The 19447-nt window shown below is 70.2% G+C and carries 11 protein-coding genes and 1 pseudogene; 7 read left to right on the forward strand and 5 right to left on the reverse strand.

Annotated features, from left to right (window positions below; genetic code table 11):
* From AB0M47_RS35520 to AB0M47_RS35530, 3 genes and pseudogenes are all read left to right on the forward strand, one after another.
* Positions 1-316 (forward strand): annotated as a pseudogene (locus AB0M47_RS35520) (hypothetical protein); the annotation flags it as partial.
* 9 nt (positions 317-325) lie between these two features.
* A complete protein-coding gene (locus tag AB0M47_RS35525) occupies positions 326-994 on the forward strand; it encodes an NAD(P)H-binding protein (RefSeq protein ID WP_363421984.1) in 669 nt (222 codons plus the stop codon).
* A gap of 82 nt (positions 995-1076) precedes the next feature.
* Positions 1077-1445, forward strand: a complete 369-nt coding sequence (locus AB0M47_RS35530; RefSeq protein ID WP_363421986.1) for a VOC family protein — start codon at positions 1077-1079, stop codon at positions 1443-1445.
* Between the two features lie 5 nt (positions 1446-1450).
* On the opposite strand, the gene AB0M47_RS35535 is transcribed toward AB0M47_RS35530, so the two are convergent.
* Positions 1451-3385, reverse strand: coding sequence for a M14 family zinc carboxypeptidase (locus AB0M47_RS35535; RefSeq protein ID WP_363421988.1), 1935 nt, complete (start codon positions 3383-3385; stop codon positions 1451-1453).
* Between the two features lie 62 nt (positions 3386-3447).
* Complete coding sequence (locus tag AB0M47_RS35540; protein WP_363421990.1) at positions 3448-13026, reverse strand: calcium-binding protein; 9579 nt, start codon at positions 13024-13026, stop codon at positions 3448-3450.
* A gap of 372 nt (positions 13027-13398) precedes the next feature.
* Between AB0M47_RS35540 and AB0M47_RS35545 the strand changes: the two genes are divergently transcribed.
* The 3 genes from AB0M47_RS35545 to AB0M47_RS35555 all read left to right on the forward strand — a co-directional run bounded on the left by AB0M47_RS35545 (position 13399) and on the right by AB0M47_RS35555 (position 15552).
* The gene (locus AB0M47_RS35545) at positions 13399-13647 is read left to right on the forward strand and encodes a DUF6458 family protein (protein WP_363421992.1); all 249 of its coding nucleotides are present in this window, start codon (positions 13399-13401) and stop codon (positions 13645-13647) included.
* A 121-nt stretch (positions 13648-13768) separates the two neighbouring features.
* Entirely contained in the window at positions 13769-14275 is a 507-nt protein-coding gene (locus AB0M47_RS35550) for a SigE family RNA polymerase sigma factor (protein WP_363421994.1), read from the forward strand.
* Positions 14272-15552 carry a hypothetical protein gene (locus AB0M47_RS35555; protein ID WP_363421996.1) on the forward strand — a complete coding sequence of 427 codons (1281 nt, stop codon included), beginning with the start codon at positions 14272-14274 and terminating at the stop codon, positions 15550-15552. The genes AB0M47_RS35550 and AB0M47_RS35555 overlap by 4 nt, the downstream gene beginning before the upstream one ends.
* 8 nt (positions 15553-15560) lie before the next feature.
* Here AB0M47_RS35555 and AB0M47_RS35560 read toward each other — a convergent pair whose 3' ends face one another.
* From AB0M47_RS35560 to AB0M47_RS35570, 3 genes are read right to left on the reverse strand one after another with little or no spacing between them, the layout of a single operon-like run.
* Positions 15561-16337, reverse strand: a complete 777-nt coding sequence (locus tag AB0M47_RS35560) for a hypothetical protein (RefSeq protein ID WP_363421998.1) — start codon at positions 16335-16337, stop codon at positions 15561-15563.
* Positions 16330-16737 carry a hypothetical protein gene (locus tag AB0M47_RS35565; protein ID WP_363422000.1) on the reverse strand — a complete coding sequence of 136 codons (408 nt, stop codon included), beginning with the start codon at positions 16735-16737 and terminating at the stop codon, positions 16330-16332. The genes AB0M47_RS35560 and AB0M47_RS35565 overlap by 8 nt, the downstream gene beginning before the upstream one ends.
* Positions 16734-17393 carry a hypothetical protein gene (locus tag AB0M47_RS35570; RefSeq protein WP_363422002.1) on the reverse strand — a complete coding sequence of 220 codons (660 nt, stop codon included), beginning with the start codon at positions 17391-17393 and terminating at the stop codon, positions 16734-16736. Before AB0M47_RS35570 ends, AB0M47_RS35565 begins: the two co-directional genes overlap by 4 nt.
* A gap of 379 nt (positions 17394-17772) precedes the next feature.
* Here AB0M47_RS35570 and AB0M47_RS35575 point away from each other — a divergent pair, with 379 nt between their 5' ends.
* Positions 17773-19347: an ABC-F family ATP-binding cassette domain-containing protein gene (locus AB0M47_RS35575; protein ID WP_363422004.1), complete on the forward strand. Its 1575-nt coding sequence runs from the start codon at positions 17773-17775 to the stop codon at positions 19345-19347.
* Positions 19348-19447: the final 100 nt, after the last annotated feature.

Genomic DNA, 19447 nt, shown 5'->3' on the forward strand with positions numbered 1-19447 from the left:
GCAGGTTCCCGGTCACCTCGAACCCGTGCCGCTCGTAGAACGGCAGGTTCCGCGGATTCGACGACTCCAGATACACCGGTACGCCGTCCCCGTCGGCCGGGAGCTGGCCTTCGTCGAGATGGAGCCGGAAGCGGTCCGGCAGGGGATGCTCGCCGCCGGGCTGCCCGCCGAGGTCCCTGCCCGCCTGCTCGGCTCGCAGGCCGACTACGCCCGCGAGGCCGGGCCGACCACCGACACCGTCCGCCGGCTGCTGGGCCGCCCGGCTCGCAGCTTCCAGACTTGGGCCGCGGATCACGCCGCAGCCTTCACCGCGTAGGAGGCACCCATGAAGCTCACGATCATCGCCGCGACCGGCGGAGTCGGCCGTCACCTGGTCGAGCAGGCCGTCGCGGAGGGCCACGAGGTCACCGCGGTCGCCCGGCGGCCCCGGGATCTGCCGACGGGCGTACGCACGGTGGCGGTCGACTTCGAGCGTCCGGATCCGGTCGCGCTCCGGGCCGCGGTGCGGGGCGCCGACGCCGTGGTGTCCGGGTTGGGCCCCCGCGATCCGAGGGCGGACGCTGGGATCACCTCCCGAGGCACTCAGACGATCGTCGACGCGATGGCGGCCGAGGGCGTACGCCGCATCGTCGTCGTCAGCGCCGCACCGGTCGGCCCGGTGCCCGTGCCCGGTCAGCGGGTGCTGCCCAAGCACGACCCTGGTGACGGGTTCTTCATGCGGTACGTGGGCACCCGGATCGCCCGTACGCTCTTCGGCGCGCACTACGCCGATCTGGCGGTCACCGAGCAGATCCTGCGGGACAGCGGTCTGGAGTGGACGGTGTCCCGGCCGCCGAAGCTGACCGACAAGGCGCTCACCGGCGAGTATCGGACGGCGTTGAACCGCAACGTCCGGGGCGGCTTCTCGATCTCCCGGGCCGACGTCGCCCACCATATGCTCCGCCTGGTCGATCAGCCGGAGACCGTCCGGCAGATCGTCGGAGTGGCGCACTGACCGCCGCTCGGGTCCAGACCGCGGCCTGATGGGCGGCCTGGCGGTAAAGCGTGCTGAGCCGGAGTGGCGGATACTGACGCTCATGGAAGCGTTGGCCCGCCTCAGCGGAGTCGCCCTGGAGTGCCCCGATCCCCGCGCGCTCGCCCGGTTCTACGCCCGCCTGACCGGCTGGCGGCTCGTCTACGAGTCGGACGACTGGTGTTCGCTGGGCGAGGACGAGGCGTCGGCGTTCCACCTGTCGTTCCAGCGGGCGCCGGGGCACCGGCCGCCGGTCTGGCCCGATCCGGCCTCCTCGATGCAGTTCCACCTGCATCTGCGGGTCGCCGATCTCGACGCGGCCGAGCCGGTGGTACTCGCGGCGGGCGGGAAGAAGACGGCGTACCAGCCGAATCCGGCCGGGTCGAGGGTGTTCCTCGACCCGGCCGGTCATCCGTTCTGCCTCGTCGGCTGACCGGGCTACTTCAGGGTCAGCGTCCAGGAGTCGATCTTCCCCGTCGAGCCGGACTCCAGGTCGGTCGCCTCCAGCGACCAGGTTCCGTCGGCGGTCTGGCCGGACAGGTCCAGGGTGTAGATCTTGTCGATGTTGTTCATGTCCGCCCCGTCGCGGTCGTGAATCAGCACCGCGCCGCCCGGTCCGATCAGCCGGAGTTGCAGGTCGCCGATGTTGGTGTGGGCGATGTGGACCTCCAGCCGCGCGGACGCGTTGGCCATCGGGCTCACGAGGCTTCCGCACCCGGCGATGGCGAGCGAACTGGTCACGGGCGTGCCGTCGTCGGGGATGGCGACGTCGGTCGCGTTCGCTCCCTGGCAGGCCGCTGATCCGGTGACCATGATGGTGACCGGAGCCGTCCGCACCGTCCCCGCTGTTCCGTCACCCCGGACCACGACGGTGTACTCGCCGGGGGTCGTGGTCGCCGCGGTGGAGAACGAGATCGTCTGCGCCGACCCGTCGGTCGGGATCGAGCCCAGCCCGAAGATCGGCGTCATCCCGGCCGGCGCCCCGGTGGCGGTCAGCGAGACCAGCTGGTTCGCGCCAGTCGTCTTGGTCGCCGTGATCGTCGTGGCGACCGTGCCGCCCTGGGCCACCACATAGGTCGCTCCCGGAACGGTCAGCGTGTAGTCGTCGGCCACTGGGCAGTACGTGTTCTCCTTCGAGATCGACCGGTAGGGGCAGTCGGCGTACTGGGCGAGCCGGATCAGGGCCTGCCGGTTGCGGCTGGTCTGTGCCGGGATCACCGACGCGGGCGGGTAGAACTGCTCGAACAGGTCCGAGCGCTTCGGGTACATCTCGAAGGTGAAGCTGAAGATCTTCTGATCGGCCCACATCCAGTCGTTGATGATGCCGTCGGCGATGTAGAGGCCGCTCGCCTGGCCCGGCCAGTAGCCGTTGCGGTCGGCCATCTCGGTGCCGATCGCACGGTGCGCGGCGTACGCGTCGGCGGTCATCGGGCCGACAACCGTGCTCGTGGTGTAGCCGAAGGGCCACAGGACGAGCTGCGAGTAGGTGTGGATGTCGAGGTGCTCGGTGATCTGCTGGGTCCCGCCGATCCGGCGGCTCAGCACGAAGTCCCGGATCACCTGGGTCTCCTTGGCCGAGAAGGCCGCCGACCCCCGATAGGTGTCCTTCGACTTGACCCCCGACGAGCCGGCGCAGCAGCCCCACTTGTAGCCCCAGTTACGGTTGAGGTCCGTGCCGATCTCCGTGGAACCGCTGTTGGGTTGCCGATTCTTGCGCCACATCAGATAGTCGCCGCTGTCGACGTCGTACTGGGCGCCGTCCGGATTGACCATCGGCACGATCCAGATCTCGCGGTTGTCCACGATCTTCGTGATCGCAGGGTCGCTGCCGTAGTCGTTGAGAAGAGTGTTCGCCAGGTACAGCGCCATCTCCACGGTGAGGTGCTCGCGGGCGTGCTGGTTCGCCGTGAACAACATCTCCGGCTCGGACTCGTCCACTCCCACGTTGTCGGAGATCTTGAGGGCCACGATGTCCTTGCCCTCGTAGGACTTCCCGATGACCTGCTGCGAGGCCAGCGTCGGATAGAGGCCGACGAGCCGGCTCACCTCTGCCTTCATCTCGGAGTAGTCGGTGTAACCGGGGTCGACCGGGCCGAACGTGGCGGCCAGGGCGGCCGCCGACATGTCGTCCACTTTGAGCCCCTGCTTGCGTAGTTTGGCCGCCTGATCCGGGCGAGCTTTGACGTAGACCGCTCCTTCATCCACATCGGTCACGACGGCTCCGGCCCGGTCGAGCAGGATCTCCTGGCCCGGCTCCAGTCCGCGTACTCGATAGGTCTGCGCGGCGGGCGCGCCGGCCGCGGGCGTGCTGAACAGACTGAACGCGGCGCCCAGGGCGAGCACCGACAAAGCGGACGCGACTCGTCGCCGCATTGATTTACCTCCGCGAGGGATGGGGTGGCCGGTGGGCGGGGTCCGCCCACCGGCCGTGAGGGTCAGTCGGTGCAGGAGACCGGGTCGGAGAAGTGGCCGGGCGTGCCCGGGTACGCCTTCCCCGCGCCGTGCCCACCGTTGTCGCTGGTGTAGGTGTACGCGAGCTCGCTGAACGCCGACGTGCCCGAGGTGGTCACGTCACCGACGGTCCGCCCGGCCCCCGACCACCAGGCCAGCTTGGTCAGGAACTCCTGCATCGCCGGGCTGTGCTGGCGGATGTCGTTGTATCCGCCGTACGCGGCGTTGCAGTGGAGGTAGAGGTTGTAGGCGCCGTTCCAGTCGAACAGCCGGTCGCCCGGGTTCGGCCCGTTCTGCGCCACGTCCGCCTCCAGGGCGTCGCGGTCCCAGCCGCCGTAGATCCAGTCGGTGCCCTGGTGGTGCTGGTTGTCGGCGTCCGACGCGTTGGTCATGTCGGTCATCTGGAACCACAGGCACGGGTCCCGGGTGACGCCGTTGACGTCGGTCGGCCACCGGCCGGGCTGGCAGTCGGCGTACACGCCGCGCGGCTTGACGTCGAGCAGGTCGGAGCCGAAGCCCTCGTCCTCGCTCTCGCCCGAGCCACCGAAGACGTGGTCGACGAACCGGTCGTTGGTGCCCCGGGAGGAGGCGGTGAAGACCCCGTTGACGAGGCAGTCGGGCGTCGCCGCGTCGAGGACCGGGTCGCAGCCCTTGCCGCCCCACAGGACGTCCGAGCCCGCCGCGCCGAAGATGTCGTCGCCGCCGCTGTCGCCGTTGATCACGTCGTCACCCCAGCCGCCGTGGATGTCGTCGTCCCCGGATCCGCCGCGGATCAGGTCGAAGCCACCCTCGGTCAGGCCGTTGTGCGGCATCGCCGGGTCCGTCGGCGACCCGACCCAGACGTCGCCGTCGGTGTCGTGCAGCAGGTCCGCCCGCCGGTCGTACTCGCCGAGCTGGAAGGCGGTGTAACTCTCCTGCGGCACGCCCGACAGGGTCACGGTGAACCCGAGCGCGGCCACGTCGTCGGCGTTGAGGTACTGGTTCATCAGACCGCCCCGGTCGCCCAGGATGGCGTCCGCGCCGGCCTCGCCGTAGATGGTGTCCGAGCCCAGCTCGCCGAACAGGTCGTCGTCTCCGGAGCCACCCCAGACGGTGTCGTCGCCGTCCTGGCCCCAGATCCCGTCGTTTCCGCCGTCGCCGTAGAGCTGATCGGCACCCCAAGCGCCGTTCGGCTCACAGGTCGGCTGGGCGGTGGTGCAGAACCGGGTGGACGGGCCGGGCAACGCCGGGTCGTGCGTACGCACCACGGTGGCGGTGGTCAGGTCGGATCCGGTCGCGTAGCGCTCGGCGTACACCTTCTCCTTGCCGTTGAGCACCGTCCGGATCAGCGACCCGTTGTCGCCGAGGATCACGTCGTCGCCGCCGTCGCCCTCGACCACGTCGGCCCCGTCCCGGAAGCCGGCCGCCGAACTGCCGCCGATCAGGTCGTCCTGACCGTCCGGCGTACCGGTGCCGACGAGGTCTCCGGCCGCACCGGCGGCGCCCGGCCACGGCTGCGCCGGCAACGGAGTCACCGTGCTGTGCCCAGCCGCCCCGAGCGGGAGGTCGCCCCGCAAGGTGTCGGTGCCGCCGTTGCCCTCGAGGTAGTCGGCGTCGCCGTCACCGGTCAGCGCGTCGTCGCCGTCCTGGCCGTACGCGAGGTCGGCGCCGTCGCCGCCGCTGATCCGGTCACCGCCGTGGCGTACCGGATCGGCGTTGCCCCGGTCGAGCAGCGAGATGATCCTCGGCAGGTACGCCGACCCGTCGGCGTTGAGCCGGGCGGTCACCGCCGACGCCGCTTCTGCGGCCAATGGGCGCAGGATCGCGCCGTTGTCGCCGAGGATCACGTCGGAGTTCGGCCCGCCGAACAGGGCGTCCGCCGCGTCCGGCTGACCGGTTCCGCTGACCGCGTTGTCCACGGTGGAGGAACCGCCGACCAGATCGTCGTCGCCGAGGTCGCCCTCGACCCAGTCGCTGCCCGGCCCGCCTTCGGCGTAGTCCGCGCCCGCGCCGCCCAGCACACGGTCCGCCCCGCCCTGCCCGAGCAGGACGTCGTCGGAGCCGAGCCCGGCGAGGTAGTCGCCGGCGCTCGTCCCGGCGGCCGGGGTCAGGCCGAGGTCCAGCAGCACGATGGCGCGCTGCGGAGCCGCTCGGCCGGCCACGATCCGGGCGGGCGTGCCGTCGGTGAACCTGGCGTTGTCCCCGGCGATCAGGTCGTCGTCGGCGTCGCCGATCAGCCGGTCGGAGCCGTCGGGCCGGCCCACGCCGGGCGACGCCTCTTCCGAGGAGCCGCCGATGATCTGGTCGTCGCCGTCACCGCCGCTGACCGTGTCCGCGCCGTTGTTGCCCTCGATGACGTCCTGGTCGCCGTCGCCGGTGATCAGATCGTCGCCCAGGCCGCCGTAGATCCGGTCGTCCTGCGCGCCGCCGTGCAGCACGTCGCCCGCCCCGGCGGTCGGGGTGGTCCCGTTCAGATCCAACGGGTACGCCCCGGAGCCGCCGTCGGCCGGCGTGCCGTTGTCGCCGATGATCTGGTCGGCGCCTTCCTCGCCGTAGACGTAGTCGGTGCCCTGGTCGGTCTCGCCGGCGGCCCGGCTTCCGCCGTAGAGGACGTCCGCGCCGTCGCCGCCGTAGATCTGGTCGCCGCCGTCGTCGCCCTCCACGGTGTCGACGTCGCCGCCGCCGTAGAGACCGTCGTTGCCGGCGTTGCCGTAGACGGTGTCCAGCCCGGCGTCGCCGAAGATCTGGTCGACCCCGTCGCCGCCCCACGCCTTGTCGTCGTCCCCGCCGAGGGCGAGGATGTCGTCGCCGAACTGGCCGCAGGCACGGTCGGCTCCGCTGCCGAGATCGGTGCGGTCGTCACCGCCGCCGGCGGTCACCACATCGGCTCCGGACCCACCCAGGATCAGGTCGGCCGAACCCTGCACGGCCGGAACCGGCTGGGCGAAGGTGGCGCTGTCGGCGCACGCCTCGGCGGTCAGGTGCTTGTCGCCGAAGATCGTCGCGCCGCCGTCGCCGCCGATGATGTGGTCGCTGCCCAGGCCGCCCACGAGCAGCTTGGTCTGCGACTGCGTACCGGCGGGCAGCGGGTGGTGGCTGACCGGGCGGAACGGCCCGTAGCCGTCGGCGCCGTCGGGCGCGCCGACGTCGGAGGGCTCGGCGATGAGGTAGTCGTCGCCGGGGCCGCCGAAGATCTGGTCGGTGCCGTAGCCGCCGATCAGCACGTCGTTCGCGCCGTAGCCCTTGATGGAACCGGTCTGGCCGTTGGCCGAGTGGGAGACGACCAGGTCGACGCCCGCGCTGCCGTAGACCTCGTCCTGACCGCCGCCGGTGTCCACCATGTTGGTCAGGCCGCTGTCGCCCACGCCGTCGGCGTCCGGGTCGGACGGCACGCCTTGGGCGTATGTGTAGATCTTGTCGGGACCGTTGCCGCCGTTGACGCTGTCGGAACCGGCCCCGCCGACCATGACGTTCGTGCCGTTGGTCTTGGTATCGTCGACCATCGCTGCGAGCGTGTCGTCGCCACCGTTGCCGTAGACGGTGTTGCCGCCGTGGCCGACCGTCACCGTGTCCACACCGGAGCCACCGTCCGGGTCTTCCGCGGGCGGGGTCAGGCTGGCCCAGTTCACGACGCCGGTGAGGTTCTTGCCGCCGGCGCTCACGTTCTGGGTGGTGAAGCCGAGGCCGTTGTCCCCGGCGACCGTGCCGGTGCCGTCGCCTGTGGTGATGGCGTCGTTGCCGGGACCACCGGCCACCCAGGCGGACGTACCGGGCGCCTCGGCGGTGACGATGGTGTCGTCGCCGGGGCCGCCGTCCACGTACGCCGGTCCGGTGCCGGTGCGGATCTGGTCCTTGCCGTCCGAACCGAACACGACGGCGGTCTTGTCGAACGGGGACGCCGTGCCGTTGCCGGACGGGTCGCCGTCACCGAGGAAGATCACCGACATCGCGGTCTTGTCGGCGTCGCTGACCGAGTAGCCCCGGCCGTCGACGACCACCCGCTTCAGGTTCGGGTCCAGGAACTGCTGCGTACGCCCCAGTGCCTCGACCGCGAAGCCGTCGAAGTCGTCGCTGCCGCCCGGCTCGTTGGCGTCGGCGTAGTGCAGCGCGTACACCTTGACCACGTCACCGGGGTAGGTGCCGGCGGTGTTGTCCCAGGCCGCGTGCCCACGCTGAGCGGACTTCCCGAACTTGCCCGCGAAGACCACCAGGGTGTCCCCGCTGACCCCGCCCAGTTCGGGCGGCGGCGGGGAACAGTCGGGTTGTGCCCGGAAGTCGAGCAGAACCGCGTTGACCAGTGTGAAGCTCCACGTCTTGGAGAACAGGAACAGGTCGATGGTGATGTAGACCCGCAGGAACACCGACAGCTGGCCGCTGGTGGTGAACAGGCAGATCGGGTTGGTCAGCAGGGCCTGCAGGAACTCGCTGAGGCGGAACTTCCCGTCGTTGTCCGGGTCGTTCCAGGCGAACCCGACCGTCAGGCGTACGCCGCCCTCGATGCCGGCCTTCACGATCAGCAAGGTGACCTCGGCCCCGGCCGCGATCTCACCGCGGAGCGTCACGACGGGAACGGTGACGCCGTTGGCGTCGGTCGTCTTGAAGTACAACCCGTCCAGCAGGCTCACGGCGTTGACCGCGGTGCCGTCGGTCGCCGCCTCGATCGCGTGCCGGATGCCCTTGGTGTCCAGTCCGGCCATGAACCGGGCGGTCACGGAGGCGCTGCCGGACAGTGTGATCATCACCGGCGGCGGGGCGTACACCGGGCCGAACGACTGGCGCCAGGAGAAGCCCAGCTCCAGCGGGCCGGAGTCGAACCCGACCAGCTCCACGTCCTGGCCCAGCAGCAGGCCGAACAGCGACCCGGGGTTGTCGAAGATCGGGAAGGTGAAGCCGATCTTCGCCGCGTTGCTCTTCTGCCCGGCCGGGGCGTCGAACAGTTTGGCGCCGTTGGACGCACCGTCGACCTTGGACTTGACCTCCTGTGCGCTGACCGGCTGCGGGTTGTCGATCAGGCTCGCCGCCGACGCCGGGGAGGCGAGGGTGGTCAGCGCCTTCGCCGGGTTGACGAAGAACGCGCCGATCGGGATCTTGCAGCTGGCCGTGCAGTCCGGAATGTGGTTGATGAAGTCGATCACGGCCCGGACGGTGTCCACGAAGTCGAGGTTCGGGCCGCCGTTGAGGGTGCTGAACGTCTTCGCCAGCCAGATCAGGGTGATGTCCGGGCCGCCGGCCGCCTTCGAGAGGTCGGACAGGACCGGGATCGGCGCGTACAGGGTGTCGATGACCGGCTGGAGCGGTCCGGTCACGGACTTCACCTTGTCCAGGACCGGCTTCAGGATCTTGCTGAAGAAGGCGCCCGCGTCGATGGCGATGTCGGAGAACTCGATGTTCAGGTTCCCGGGCACCAGTTCACCGGTGTGGTTGCTGATCCCCCAGCCCAGCTTGAACCGGGCGCTGATGCCCGGCAAGGCCGAGCCGACCTCCGTGCTCGGATCGACCTTGGCGGTCAGCTGCCAGTCGATGGCGATCGTCGCGGTGAGGTTGGTCTTCATCAGCGAGCCGAGGTCGCCCAGCTCGGACAGGGTCAGCTTGGCGTTCGGGTCGGCGGTGCACGGGCTCGCCGCGAAGCAGCTCTCCTCGCCCGCGGAGCCCTTCAGGTCGATCGCGAAGTACGCGCTCGCCAGCGGCGCCGTCGACTTCTTCTCGGCGAGCACCTGGATGAAGGCCAGCTGCGCCTCCAGGTCGTCCGCGTCGAACTTGGCGCCGATCTGCAGTTCCGGCGACAGATCGCCGCCGGAGTGGGTGGCCACGTAGAAGCCCTCGGTCCGGTCGAGGACCAGGTCGAGGTGCAGCTTCCAGCCGAGCGCCACGTGCACGCCGCCGGTGTCGCCCTTCTTCGCCTTCAGCGCCAGCCCCGGTACGCCCAGATCGAGCGGGACGTCGGTGCCGAGGCAGTCGGATCCGGTGCAGCCGTCCACAGCGGACGTGCTACCGCGTTGCGTGGTCAGCTGGATGCGTACCGACTGGACTTCGGCGAGCGAGCACGGCTCGGTCACGCCCTGGCGGCAGGCGACGTCGACGGCGAGCGCCGGATCGAGTTGCTGCATCGCCGCGGTCAACGCGGTGTCCAGCCCGTCGCTGTTGGCCGGGGCGTTGGCGAGCACCGGGCCGATGGCGGCCTTGATGTCCTCGCGCAGTTGATGGATGAACCGCTGACCCTGCTGGAGGTCGTCACCGACCAACGGCAGTTTGCCGTCGAAGCTGGCCAGCCGCAGCGCCTCCTCCAGCTTGGCGAGGTAGCCGTCGATGCCGACGTTGAAGTCGGTCAGCTTCAGCACCAGGCTCTGCAGGCAGGGCCCGAGGTCGGGCAGCTGCGGGGTCAGGTCGAAGTCCTTGGTCGCCGTCAGGGACAGCACGTTGCTGCCGGCCGGCGGGTCGCAGTCGTTGAGGAAGATCGGCGCGCGGGCGCACAGGGCTATGTTCGCGCCGCCGACGCCGTTGCCGCAGTCCACGCCATCGGTGGTCAGCTCCGGGCTGAGCCCGAGGAACCCGTCCAGTACCGGCTTGTCCTCGTCGCCGCCGGTGCCCAGGCCGACCTTCAGGTTGCCCTGGACGCTCGCGTAGTCGCCCGGCTTGCCGAGTTCGAGCGCGAGCGGCCCGACCCGGGCGGCCAGCGCGACCTGGTTCGCGGCGACCGAGACGGTCACCCCGGCGTGCGAGGAGTGGTCGAGCAGCGGGGCCGCGTCCAGCGACAACGGCAGCAGCAGGCCGAGGCTCGCCTCGCCGGTGACGTCCAGCGCCACCGTGCCCGACGAGTCGAGGCTGACCAGATCGCCCGCGCCGGACCAGGCGAAGGTGAGCGGCGTGCCGGTGTGGAACTTGCGCTTCCAGTCCAGCCCGATACGCAGGTACGGGCCGCCTTCGCGCTGGTCGAGGGCGAAGCTCAGGCCGCTGCCCTCGCCGATGGTCTTGTTGACCATGTCGAGCGCGTCCTGCAGCGTCTCCGGCGGGTTCGCCAGCAGCCGGTCGACCGCCTCGGCCAGTTCCGGGCGGACGGCGTACGCCGCACCGGCCTCCGGCGTCGCCGACCCGGCCGCGGCGATCCGCAGAGTCTGGTCGTCGACGACGTCGAGGATCCGGTACGCCTTCGTCCCGATGACGACGGTCCGGTCCTTGAGCCGTTGCGGGAACGCGGAGCTCGCATCCCGGCTCTCGTCCTTCAGCAGGAAGTTCGAGTTCTCCGCGGTGTAGCTGACCGAGGTGCCGACGCCGCTCTCGTCACTGCCCATCATCTCGCGGGGCGACTTGCCGAGCAGCGGGATCTTCTGGTCCATGATGCCGCTGCCGCCGTTGGCCGCCGCGAGCGCCTGGTTGATCAGCTTGATCGCCTCGACGACCGTGGCGAACAGGGCGTTCGGGTCGTCGGCGTTGAAGTCCAGCGAGTAGAGCCCGTCGAGGTTGGTCGCGTTGATGACCGGGTCGCCACCGGCGGTCTGGCTGAAGGTGGCGCTGATGCCCTCGCCGAGGATCCCGGTGTCACCCGGGACGGTCAGCCGGACCGATCCGGTCGTCCGCACGGACGACGTGACGTCGAGCAGGCTCGCCGGGTCGGTCTGCAACTTCTGGAACAGCGCGCCCAAGCTGAGATCCTGGGCCTGCTTGAACTTCACGCTCAGCATCGCGGGCGCGGCGGCAGCCTTGCCCACGGCCAGCGAGCCGTTCACGCGTACCTTGAGGAAGCCGACCTTCGTGTAGAAGTCGATCGCCGAGGTGATCGGGAAGTCGGCGGTGAACAGCGGGGTGTTCGGGTCGGTCCGCAGCAACACCCGGTCGGCGTTCGCGGTGGCGTCGCCGACGTCGTCCCGCAGATCGAGGACGAGCGTGATCGCGGCGGTGTAGGCCGGCTTGACCTGCGCCAGGCTCGCCTGCGCGTTCGCCGTACGCAGACCGGTCTTCTTGCCGTCGTCCAATGTCTGGGTGAACGAGTCGCCGAGCTGCACGGCTCCGATGTGCGGGTCGGAGCTGCTGATGACCCAGCTGCTGTCGTCGCCGGGGCGGCCGCCGATCCATTCGCCCGTCAGGGTCACCGTGGTCGCCGTGTTGTCCGCCACGGTGCCGGCGGAGGTGCCGGCCACCACCCGCTGGCCCTTCAACGCCCCAGGAGTGAACCGGTTGGTGGGCACGGAGAAGCCGCTGGGGCTGAACGTCGCGCCTTTGCCCGAGACGCTCGCCGCACCCGGATCCAGCGCGACCGCTGAGCCCGGCGTACGCGCCAACGCCAGCGAGAAGGCGAGCTTGTCCCCGGCGAACGACATCGGCGTCGAACCGAGCAGTCCCTCGTCCGACAACAGCTTCAGCAGTTGCTGCAACGAGGTGAACCGGGGCTGGCCCGCCTTGGCCGGATCATCGGTGCCCGGGACGAAGGCAGGGTCCTCCGGCTTGGGGTAGGTGTGCTTCTTGAGGAACGCCGTGACCTTCTCGTTGACGGCGATCGCGTCGGCGTACGTGCCACGTAGGAACGGCAGGTTGAGGTTGCCCGCCGCCTTGCTGCCCTGCACGCCTGACAGGAACGTGGCCAGCTGGGCCAGTCCGGCCGCCAGGTCGAGCGGACTCATGTTCTTGAACTTGGCGATCGTGCCGTCCAGCCCGGACGTGCCGACGGTCGGCTGCCCGGTGCTGACGTCCGGCCACGCGACCGTGACGGTCGCGTCGAGGGTCGGCAGCCCGACCGGTGCGCCGCTCGCGGCCGCTCCGAGTTTGATCGTGGCGTTGATCGAGCCCGGTCCGGCCTCCGTCGCGTCGTCGGAGATCTTGCCGCCGCCGGCGCCGTCCAACGCCGCCGTGATCAGGCCGGTCAGCGAACCGGGTGAGCTGAGTTCACCGCCGGCGCCGAAGGCGAGCTTGCCGTCGCCGTTCGGGTCGTTCACGCGTACCAGTAGGTGTGCCGAGGCCGAGAGCGTCGTGCCTGGCTGGAGCGCGACCTCCAGGATGCCCACGGACGCCGTCGCCTTGTCCAGATCGGGCCGGAAGTGGGCGACGGTGTCGATGTCGAGCCGCGGCGCGTCGGCGTCGCGGACCAGATAGGTGGTCGTGCCGTCGGAGCGGGCCTTGAGCCGCAGCGTGGCCCAGCCGGTGACGGTGACGGCCTGCCCGGCGGTGATCCCCGCGGCCGCGAAGTCCTTCCCGGTGACCTCGCGCTTGGCGGAGAGCTGGAGATCGAGTTCGTGGACCCCGTTGGTCTCGGTGACGGTGCTCGTCAGCCGGACGCCGCCGCCGAGATCGCGGTCGCTGTTGGTCAGCCCGTACGCGGTCAGCCCGTCCGAAGCGGACTGCACCAGGTGATCGGCGTCCACAAGAGATCCCGCGCTGACGCCGAGCATGGGCAGCGGCTGTGCCAGCTGCCCTACCTTGCTCAATCCGTTCGCCCAGCCGGCCGTGTCGGTCACGACCTGCCGGAGGCCCGTCTCCCAGTCGGGTGGATCCGCGTGCGCGGGCGCACCGGTCACCACCACCGCCACCGGAGTCACCAACACCAGTGCCAGCGCCGCCCGGATGGCACTGGCCAGCCGGGATCTGCTCCCCATCCCCATTGTCGACCCGTCCGATCGCCCGCCGGCCAGACAGGACAGTCCACTGAGGCCGGTCAATTCAGTGAGGCATGTGTATGCCTTCGGCGGATCAGATCATCGGCGCGTCACTGGGAACCAGCTCCGTGTCGGATGAGAGACAGCAGAACGCGACGTTCGGACCACTCTCTGTCATGACTACTCTCCGAAAACAGGCGGCGGCTCGCTCTGAAACAGACGGTGGTCGTCCCGGATCAGGCGGTGGTTCTCCCGGACCAGACGGTGGTTCTCCCGGATCAGGCGGCGGGTCGAACCGGTCAGGTGTCAATGTCCGCCCGACTGGGTACCGGTCGGCCAGCACGGGGGCCGTTCGCAAGAGAGGAGTGCGTCGTGGGTATCGGTGCCAGCATCTTCCTGCTCGCCGTAGGCGCGATTCTGACCTTCGCGCTGGATGTCAGAATCGCCGGAGTAGATCTCGACGCCGTCGGCTGGATCCTCATGGCGGCCGGCGCCCTGGGCCTGGTCATCACGACCATCTTCTGGAGCAACCGCCGGTCCCGGACCACGGTGGCCGAGGAGCCCGTCGAGTACCGCCGGATCGAGGAACGTTCGGACGTTCCGCCGCCCCCGATCCGGTGACGAGGGCGATCCACCGACCGCGGCCGGCGTACCTCGAGGGGAGTGCGCCGGCCGCATCACGTCATCGCTCCGACGTCCCCTCCATTCAGGGCGCTCCGAGCGTGTTCGTAGTGTGCCCGTCATGCCACCCGGTCCCGAGCAGTCGTTCCGCGACTACGTGCACGCGCGCGTCGCGGCGCTGTCGCGGTCGGCGTACCTGCTCACCGGCGACGCCCATCTCGCCGAGGATCTCGTGCAGCAGACCCTGGTCCAGGTGGCGTCGCGCTGGGAGCGGATCGTCGCCGGCGGCGACCCGGACGCGTACGTGCGGCGGGTTCTCTATCACCAGCACGTGTCCTGGTGGCGACGGTGGCGGCGGGAAGCCGTACCGGTCGACCGGTTGCCCGACGCCGCCGGGCCCGTCCCCGACGTCGCTCTGACCGTCGCCGTCCAGCAGGCGCTGGCCAAACTCACCTCGAAGCAGCGGGCGGTGCTCGTGCTGCGCTACTTCGAAGACCTCACCGAGGCCCAGGCCGCCACGGTTCTCGGCGTCGGCGTCGGCACCGTCAAGAGCCAGACCCGCGACGCCCTCGCCCGGCTGCGCGTCCTCGCTCCCGACCTGGCCGAGCTGCAGGAGGTGGCCCGATGACGACCCGGCTGGCGCAGGCGCTCCACGACGCCGCGGGCACAGCGCCCGGCGTACGCCTGCCGGACGACCTGTGGCGACGCGGACGGCGCACCCGGCGACGCCGCCGGATCGTCGCGAGCATCCTCTGCCTGCTCGTGCTCGCGGGCCTGGCCTGGCTCCCCGTACGCGGCCACACCGACACCGGGTTCGCCGGCGGCGGACCGGACGTGCTGCCGAAGTCGGTGGCCGCGCCGTACCTGTGGCAGCAGACGTTCGACGCCGACCCGAACGGGCCGGTCAAGCTCGCCTTCACCACCGGGCACAGCCTCAACTTCGAAACCGCCGTCGTGCTGGTCGGACGGGACGACTCGTATCGCCTGATCTATCTCGCTCCCGGTCAGGACGTCGGCAGCCTCTCCCCCGACGGGCGCTACCTGCTCCGGCACAACCTGCTGGACCTCACGACCGGCGAGGTTCACATGGTGTCGGAGCCGATCTGGTCGCTGAGCCTGACCCCGGTCTGGGCTCCGGACAGCCGCACCGCGGTCGCCGTGATCGACCGCGACGACGGCGTCATCACCTACGGGCCGAACAATGAGCAGCTCAATGACCCCTCGCACCCCGACGACATCGTCCTGGTCGACGTCGCGACCGGAAAGCTGCGTACGCTCCTCACCGCCGACACCGATGCCGCGTGGGGGGCCTCGTTCTCGCCCGACGGCCGCCGGATCGCCATGGTCCTCGGCAAGGAGGGAAAGGACTATCGCTTCGTCGTCGTCGACGTGGCGACCGGCGAGCTACAGGTGGAACTGCCGCTCAGCGACCGGCAGCTGCTGGCGGGACCGGCTGCCTTCAGCCCGGACGGCTCCTCGGTCCTCCTCGCGTACGGCGAGCAGTGCAGCTGGTGGCAGTACTGCGGCAACCAGACCTTCCACCTCCAGCGGGTGGACCTCGCCGACCGGCGGATCGCCGACGAGACCGCCCGATTCACCGGCCGTCCCGGTCTGGTCGCCTGGCGCGACGAGGCGCCGATCCTGACCGCCACCGACGTCGCCACCGACTCATGCCAAGCCATCCATCTCACGCCCGGCCAAGCAAAGCGACTCCCGCTTGCGGTCGCCGGGCACGGCTGCGGCGATTGGGCACGTGACCTGCTCGAACACGGGCGGCTCGACGGTCCCGCGATCGCACCGTCGCCCTGGGCGGCCCAGTCGTGGGCGTACCTGCCGGTCGCCGTCGCCGGGCTGGTCCTCGGCTTGTGGTGCTATCGGCGCTACCGCCGCCGCCCGCGCTCTTGAAGTAGGGCTCAGTCCCGCACGGCCTGCGGCCAGTCACCGCCGGGGAACTTGCTCTCGTCCACCCGGTCGGACACGATCTGGCGTACGTTCTCGCCGGCTTCCACGATCCGCTGGCCGATGCCGGCCAGGTTGTCCATCTCGGTCTTCACCAGCGTCTTCACGATCGACGCCAAGTCCGAGATCGCCCACGGGATGTCGATGATCGTGCCCGCCTTGACGGCGGCCTGCGCGACGTCTCCCGCGATCGTGCCGATCACCTCGGAGAGCTTGGTGACGTACTCCACGTTGGCCTGCGCGATGCCGTAGAGCCACTCGCTGATGAAGCCCGCCTTCGCCGACAGCTCCCCGGCCGCGCCGGCCTGTGGTGGGACGATCTGCTGCTTGTAGTGGCTCGCGGTGCCGCCCTCCCAGTAGGCGAGGTTCTCGGTCGCGTACTGCTGGATCATGGGGACCATGCCCGAGACGGGCTGTTTGACCGCGGTCAGCCAATGGAAGCTGATATTGATCAAGGAGATCACCGGGGTGTAGTGCGCCAGCACCTCCCCCGCGATGTCCAGCACCGCATTCAGTTCGACCCGGATCTCGTCCAGCGTTTCCTGGAGCACCCACACCGCGGCGGCGCCGATGACCGGCGACAGCCACACCGCGTTGTCGGCGAACTCCTGCACCAGCGAGTCGAAGTCCGCGACCAGCTGGTCGGCGGTCTCCTCGATCTGGCGCACCGCTGTCTCGACCGCGCTCGTGTGCTGCGACGGGTCGCCGCTCGGCTCACCCGGACTAGTCATCCTGCTGCCCTCCCGCGTGCGCCTCGGGCGGCGGGCCCTGTGCGCCGTTCGTCGCCGGTTCGGTGTAGATCGAGTCGAGGTCGGCCTCCGCCGTCTGATCGGTCCGGTCGAACTCGTCGGCCATCCGGTCCAGCGCCTCGCCCAGTTGCAGCCACTCGGTCTTCGCCGCGCGGACCAGGTCCTGGACCTCCGCGTAGAACTCGTTGTAGGCCGCCGAGTGCAGGGTGGTGGCGATCAGTTCGGTCGGCCCGATGAAGAACGCGGTGAAACCGAGCTTCAGCCCGTCGTTGCCCACCGGGTTCGACTCGACCGCCGCCATCTCGTCGGACAGGTCCCGCCATTTGTCGGCCTCCTGCCGGACGTTGTCGGTGACGACCTCGGTCGTGGCCGGGCCGGTCACCGGGCCGTCTCCCACTCCTGCGTTTCGGCCTGCCGGAACAGATCCAGCGCCACCTGCCGCAGCTGCCCGGTGTCCGCCCGCGGCGCTCGCATCGGCTCAGCCGTGACGCTCACCAGAGCGCGTCCCATGCACTGGCCGCTGAGCAGGCCGAACGGGCTGCCGATCGATCGGGGGCGTCCCTCCGCGACGGCGCGGACCGCCTTCTGCCGGCGGTAGAGCAGGTCTTCGTTGTCCGACAGCCGCTGCCACACCTGCTCGATGCTCAGCGGCTCGGCGTACGGCACCGGTCGCCACTCGCGATCCGGATCGCCGTCGGACGCCAGCTGTTCCCGCTCCGCCAGCGCGGAAAGAGCGCGGGCCTTCACCATCGCGGCCACAGCGTTCTTGCGGGCTTCCAGCAGCGCCGGGCCCAGCCCGCTCGCACCCAGCCGATCGCACCAGTCCGAGCTGATGTGGACGTCGACGACTCGGCCGGCTTGATCCACCGCGACCCGGACCAGACCACTGGCGTCGGCGACCTCCTCCGTCACCGGCATCCGGTAGGCACGGCCACCGGCTTCGGCCAGCTCGGCCAGCGCCTCCTGCCGCAGCTGCGCCCGGTCCCCACCGGGATCCACCTCGCCCAATCGCCAGCGGTCGCGGGCCTGCCTGTACATGTCACGGTCCCCCTCGAAGACGATCTCTGCCAGCGCGTCGGAGGTGCCTGACGCGCCTCGGAGAAGCGCCGTCAGCGTGGCAGGGCCGCCTTGCACCGGGATTGAACAAACCTTGAATCCGCAGGTGCCGCCGGGGAGTGCGCTGCCGCACACCCCCCGGAAACCCCTGGTCGTCCGGCTCGGCGACGGGCTACAATGATCACGTTCTACTGCCGTCCCGAGGAGCGCGATCAGTGCTGATCTGAGATCGAGACACCACGACGTCGAGTCGTGCGCCGATCCAGATCGCCCGCCCTCGTGAGCCGGCCTTTCTCCGCCTGGCCCATCCCGTGGTGTCTCTCCGCATCCCCCGCCGGATCGACCACTGTGGAGTCGCCCTATGTCTAATTCCCTTGTCGTACAAGATCTCGGATTCGCCTGGCCCGACGGCGACCGCGTCTTCGACACTCTCTCGTTCACCGTCGGCCCGGGGCGTACCGGGCTCGTCGGGCTCAACGGCTCCGGCAAGTCGACCTTGCTGCGCCTGATCGCCGGCGTACTGCGGCCGGCCTCGGGCACCGTGCACACCGCGGGCAGCCTCGGCTACCTGCGGCAGGACCTGACCCTCGACACCCAGATGCCGGTGGACGAGCTGCTCGGCATCGCCGAAACCCGGCGGGCCTTGCAGGCGATCGAGCGCGGCGAGACCGACGTGGCGCACTTCACCGCCGTCGGCGACGACTGGGACGTCGACGAACGGGCGCGCGCGGTGCTCGACCGGCTCGGGCTGACCCACGTCGACCTCGATCGGCGCATCGGCCAGGTCTCCGGCGGGGAGGCGATCCTGCTCGGGCTCGCCGCCCAACTGGTCCGGCGACCCGAGGTGCTGCTGCTCGACGAGCCGACCAACAACCTGGACCGCGCTGCGCGTACCAGACTGTATGAAGCCGTCGCGGCGTGGCCGGGAGTGCTGCTCGTGGTCAGCCACGATCGGGCCCTGCTGGAGCTGGTGGACCAGATCGCCGAGCTGCGCGACGGCGAGATCCGGTTCTTCGGCGGCGGCTTCAGCGACTACGAGGCCGCTGTCGAGGCCGAGCAGGAGACGGCCGAACGCCTGGTCCGGGTGGCCGAGGCGGACGTCCGGCGGCAACGCCGGGAGCTGATCGACGCCCGGACCAAGCTGGACCGGCGCGTTCGCTACGGCCAGAAGATGAACGACACCAAGCGCGAGCCGAAGATCGTGATGGGCAACCGCAAGCGCGCGGCGCAGGTGTCCGCGGGCAAGCACAAGACCATGCACCAGGAGAAGCTGGAGCAGGCGCGGGAGCGCCTGGTCGAGGCGGAGGAGGCGGTCCGCGAGGACGACACCATCCGCGTCGATCTCCCGGCCACCGAGGTGCCGGCCGGTCGCACCGTGCTGACGGTCCACGCCCGGCTCGCGCACGTGGGTCATCAGGTGGATCTACTGGTACGCGGACCGGAGCGCATCGGATTGGTGGGCGCGAACGGCGCCGGGAAGTCCACATTGCTCCGGACGGTGACGGGCGAACTGGCGCCGGCCGAAGGTTCGGTGGACGCCGCGGTTCCGTTGCGCTACCTGCCGCAGCGACTCGACCTGCTCGACGATCGGCTGACCATCGTGGAGAACGTCGCCCGGGTGGCACCGGACGCCACGCCGAATCAGATCCGGTCGCGGCTGGCCCGATTCCTGTTCCGGGGAACGCGAGCCGATCAGGTCGCCGGTACGCTCTCCGGCGGCGAGCGCTTCCGCGCGACGCTGGCCGCGCTGCTGCTGGCCGAACCCGCACCGCAACTGTTGTTGCTGGACGAGCCGACGAACAATCTCGACTTGACCAGCGTCCGGCAACTGTCGCAGGCGTTGGAGGCCTATCGCGGGGCGCTCGTCGTGGCCAGTCACGACGAACCGTTCCTGGAGTCGATCGGGATCACCCGCCGCGTAACCCTCCCCACCTGACTCTCCCTGCCGCCTCGCCCGCCGCCCGCTTCGCGCGCTGGCCGCTCCGCGCGCTGGCCGCATTGCGCGCTGGCCGCATTGCGCGCTGGCCGCATTGCGC

Source organism: Hamadaea sp. NPDC051192 (genome assembly GCF_040682475.1).
GTDB classification, from domain to species: Bacteria; Actinomycetota; Actinomycetes; order Mycobacteriales; family Micromonosporaceae; genus Hamadaea; species Hamadaea flava.

What these genes read in the sequence shown, in the direction of transcription:
- AB0M47_RS35535 (WP_363421988.1), bottom strand. Translation starts at nt 3,385, where the DNA reads ATGCGGCGACGAGTCGCGTCCGCTTTGTCGGTGCTCGCCCTGGGCGCC.
- AB0M47_RS35575 (WP_363422004.1), top strand. Translation starts at nt 17,773, where the DNA reads ATGTCTAATTCCCTTGTCGTACAAGATCTCGGATTCGCCTGGCCCGAC.
- AB0M47_RS35525 (WP_363421984.1), top strand. Translation starts at nt 326, where the DNA reads ATGAAGCTCACGATCATCGCCGCGACCGGCGGAGTCGGCCGTCACCTG.
- AB0M47_RS35555 (WP_363421996.1), top strand. Translation starts at nt 14,272, where the DNA reads ATGACGACCCGGCTGGCGCAGGCGCTCCACGACGCCGCGGGCACAGCG.
- AB0M47_RS35560 (WP_363421998.1), bottom strand. Translation starts at nt 16,337, where the DNA reads ATGACTAGTCCGGGTGAGCCGAGCGGCGACCCGTCGCAGCACACGAGC.
- AB0M47_RS35530 (WP_363421986.1), top strand. Translation starts at nt 1,077, where the DNA reads ATGGAAGCGTTGGCCCGCCTCAGCGGAGTCGCCCTGGAGTGCCCCGAT.
- AB0M47_RS35550 (WP_363421994.1), top strand. Translation starts at nt 13,769, where the DNA reads ATGCCACCCGGTCCCGAGCAGTCGTTCCGCGACTACGTGCACGCGCGC.
- AB0M47_RS35570 (WP_363422002.1), bottom strand. Translation starts at nt 17,393, where the DNA reads ATGTACAGGCAGGCCCGCGACCGCTGGCGATTGGGCGAGGTGGATCCC.
- AB0M47_RS35540 (WP_363421990.1), bottom strand. Translation starts at nt 13,026, where the DNA reads ATGGGGAGCAGATCCCGGCTGGCCAGTGCCATCCGGGCGGCGCTGGCA.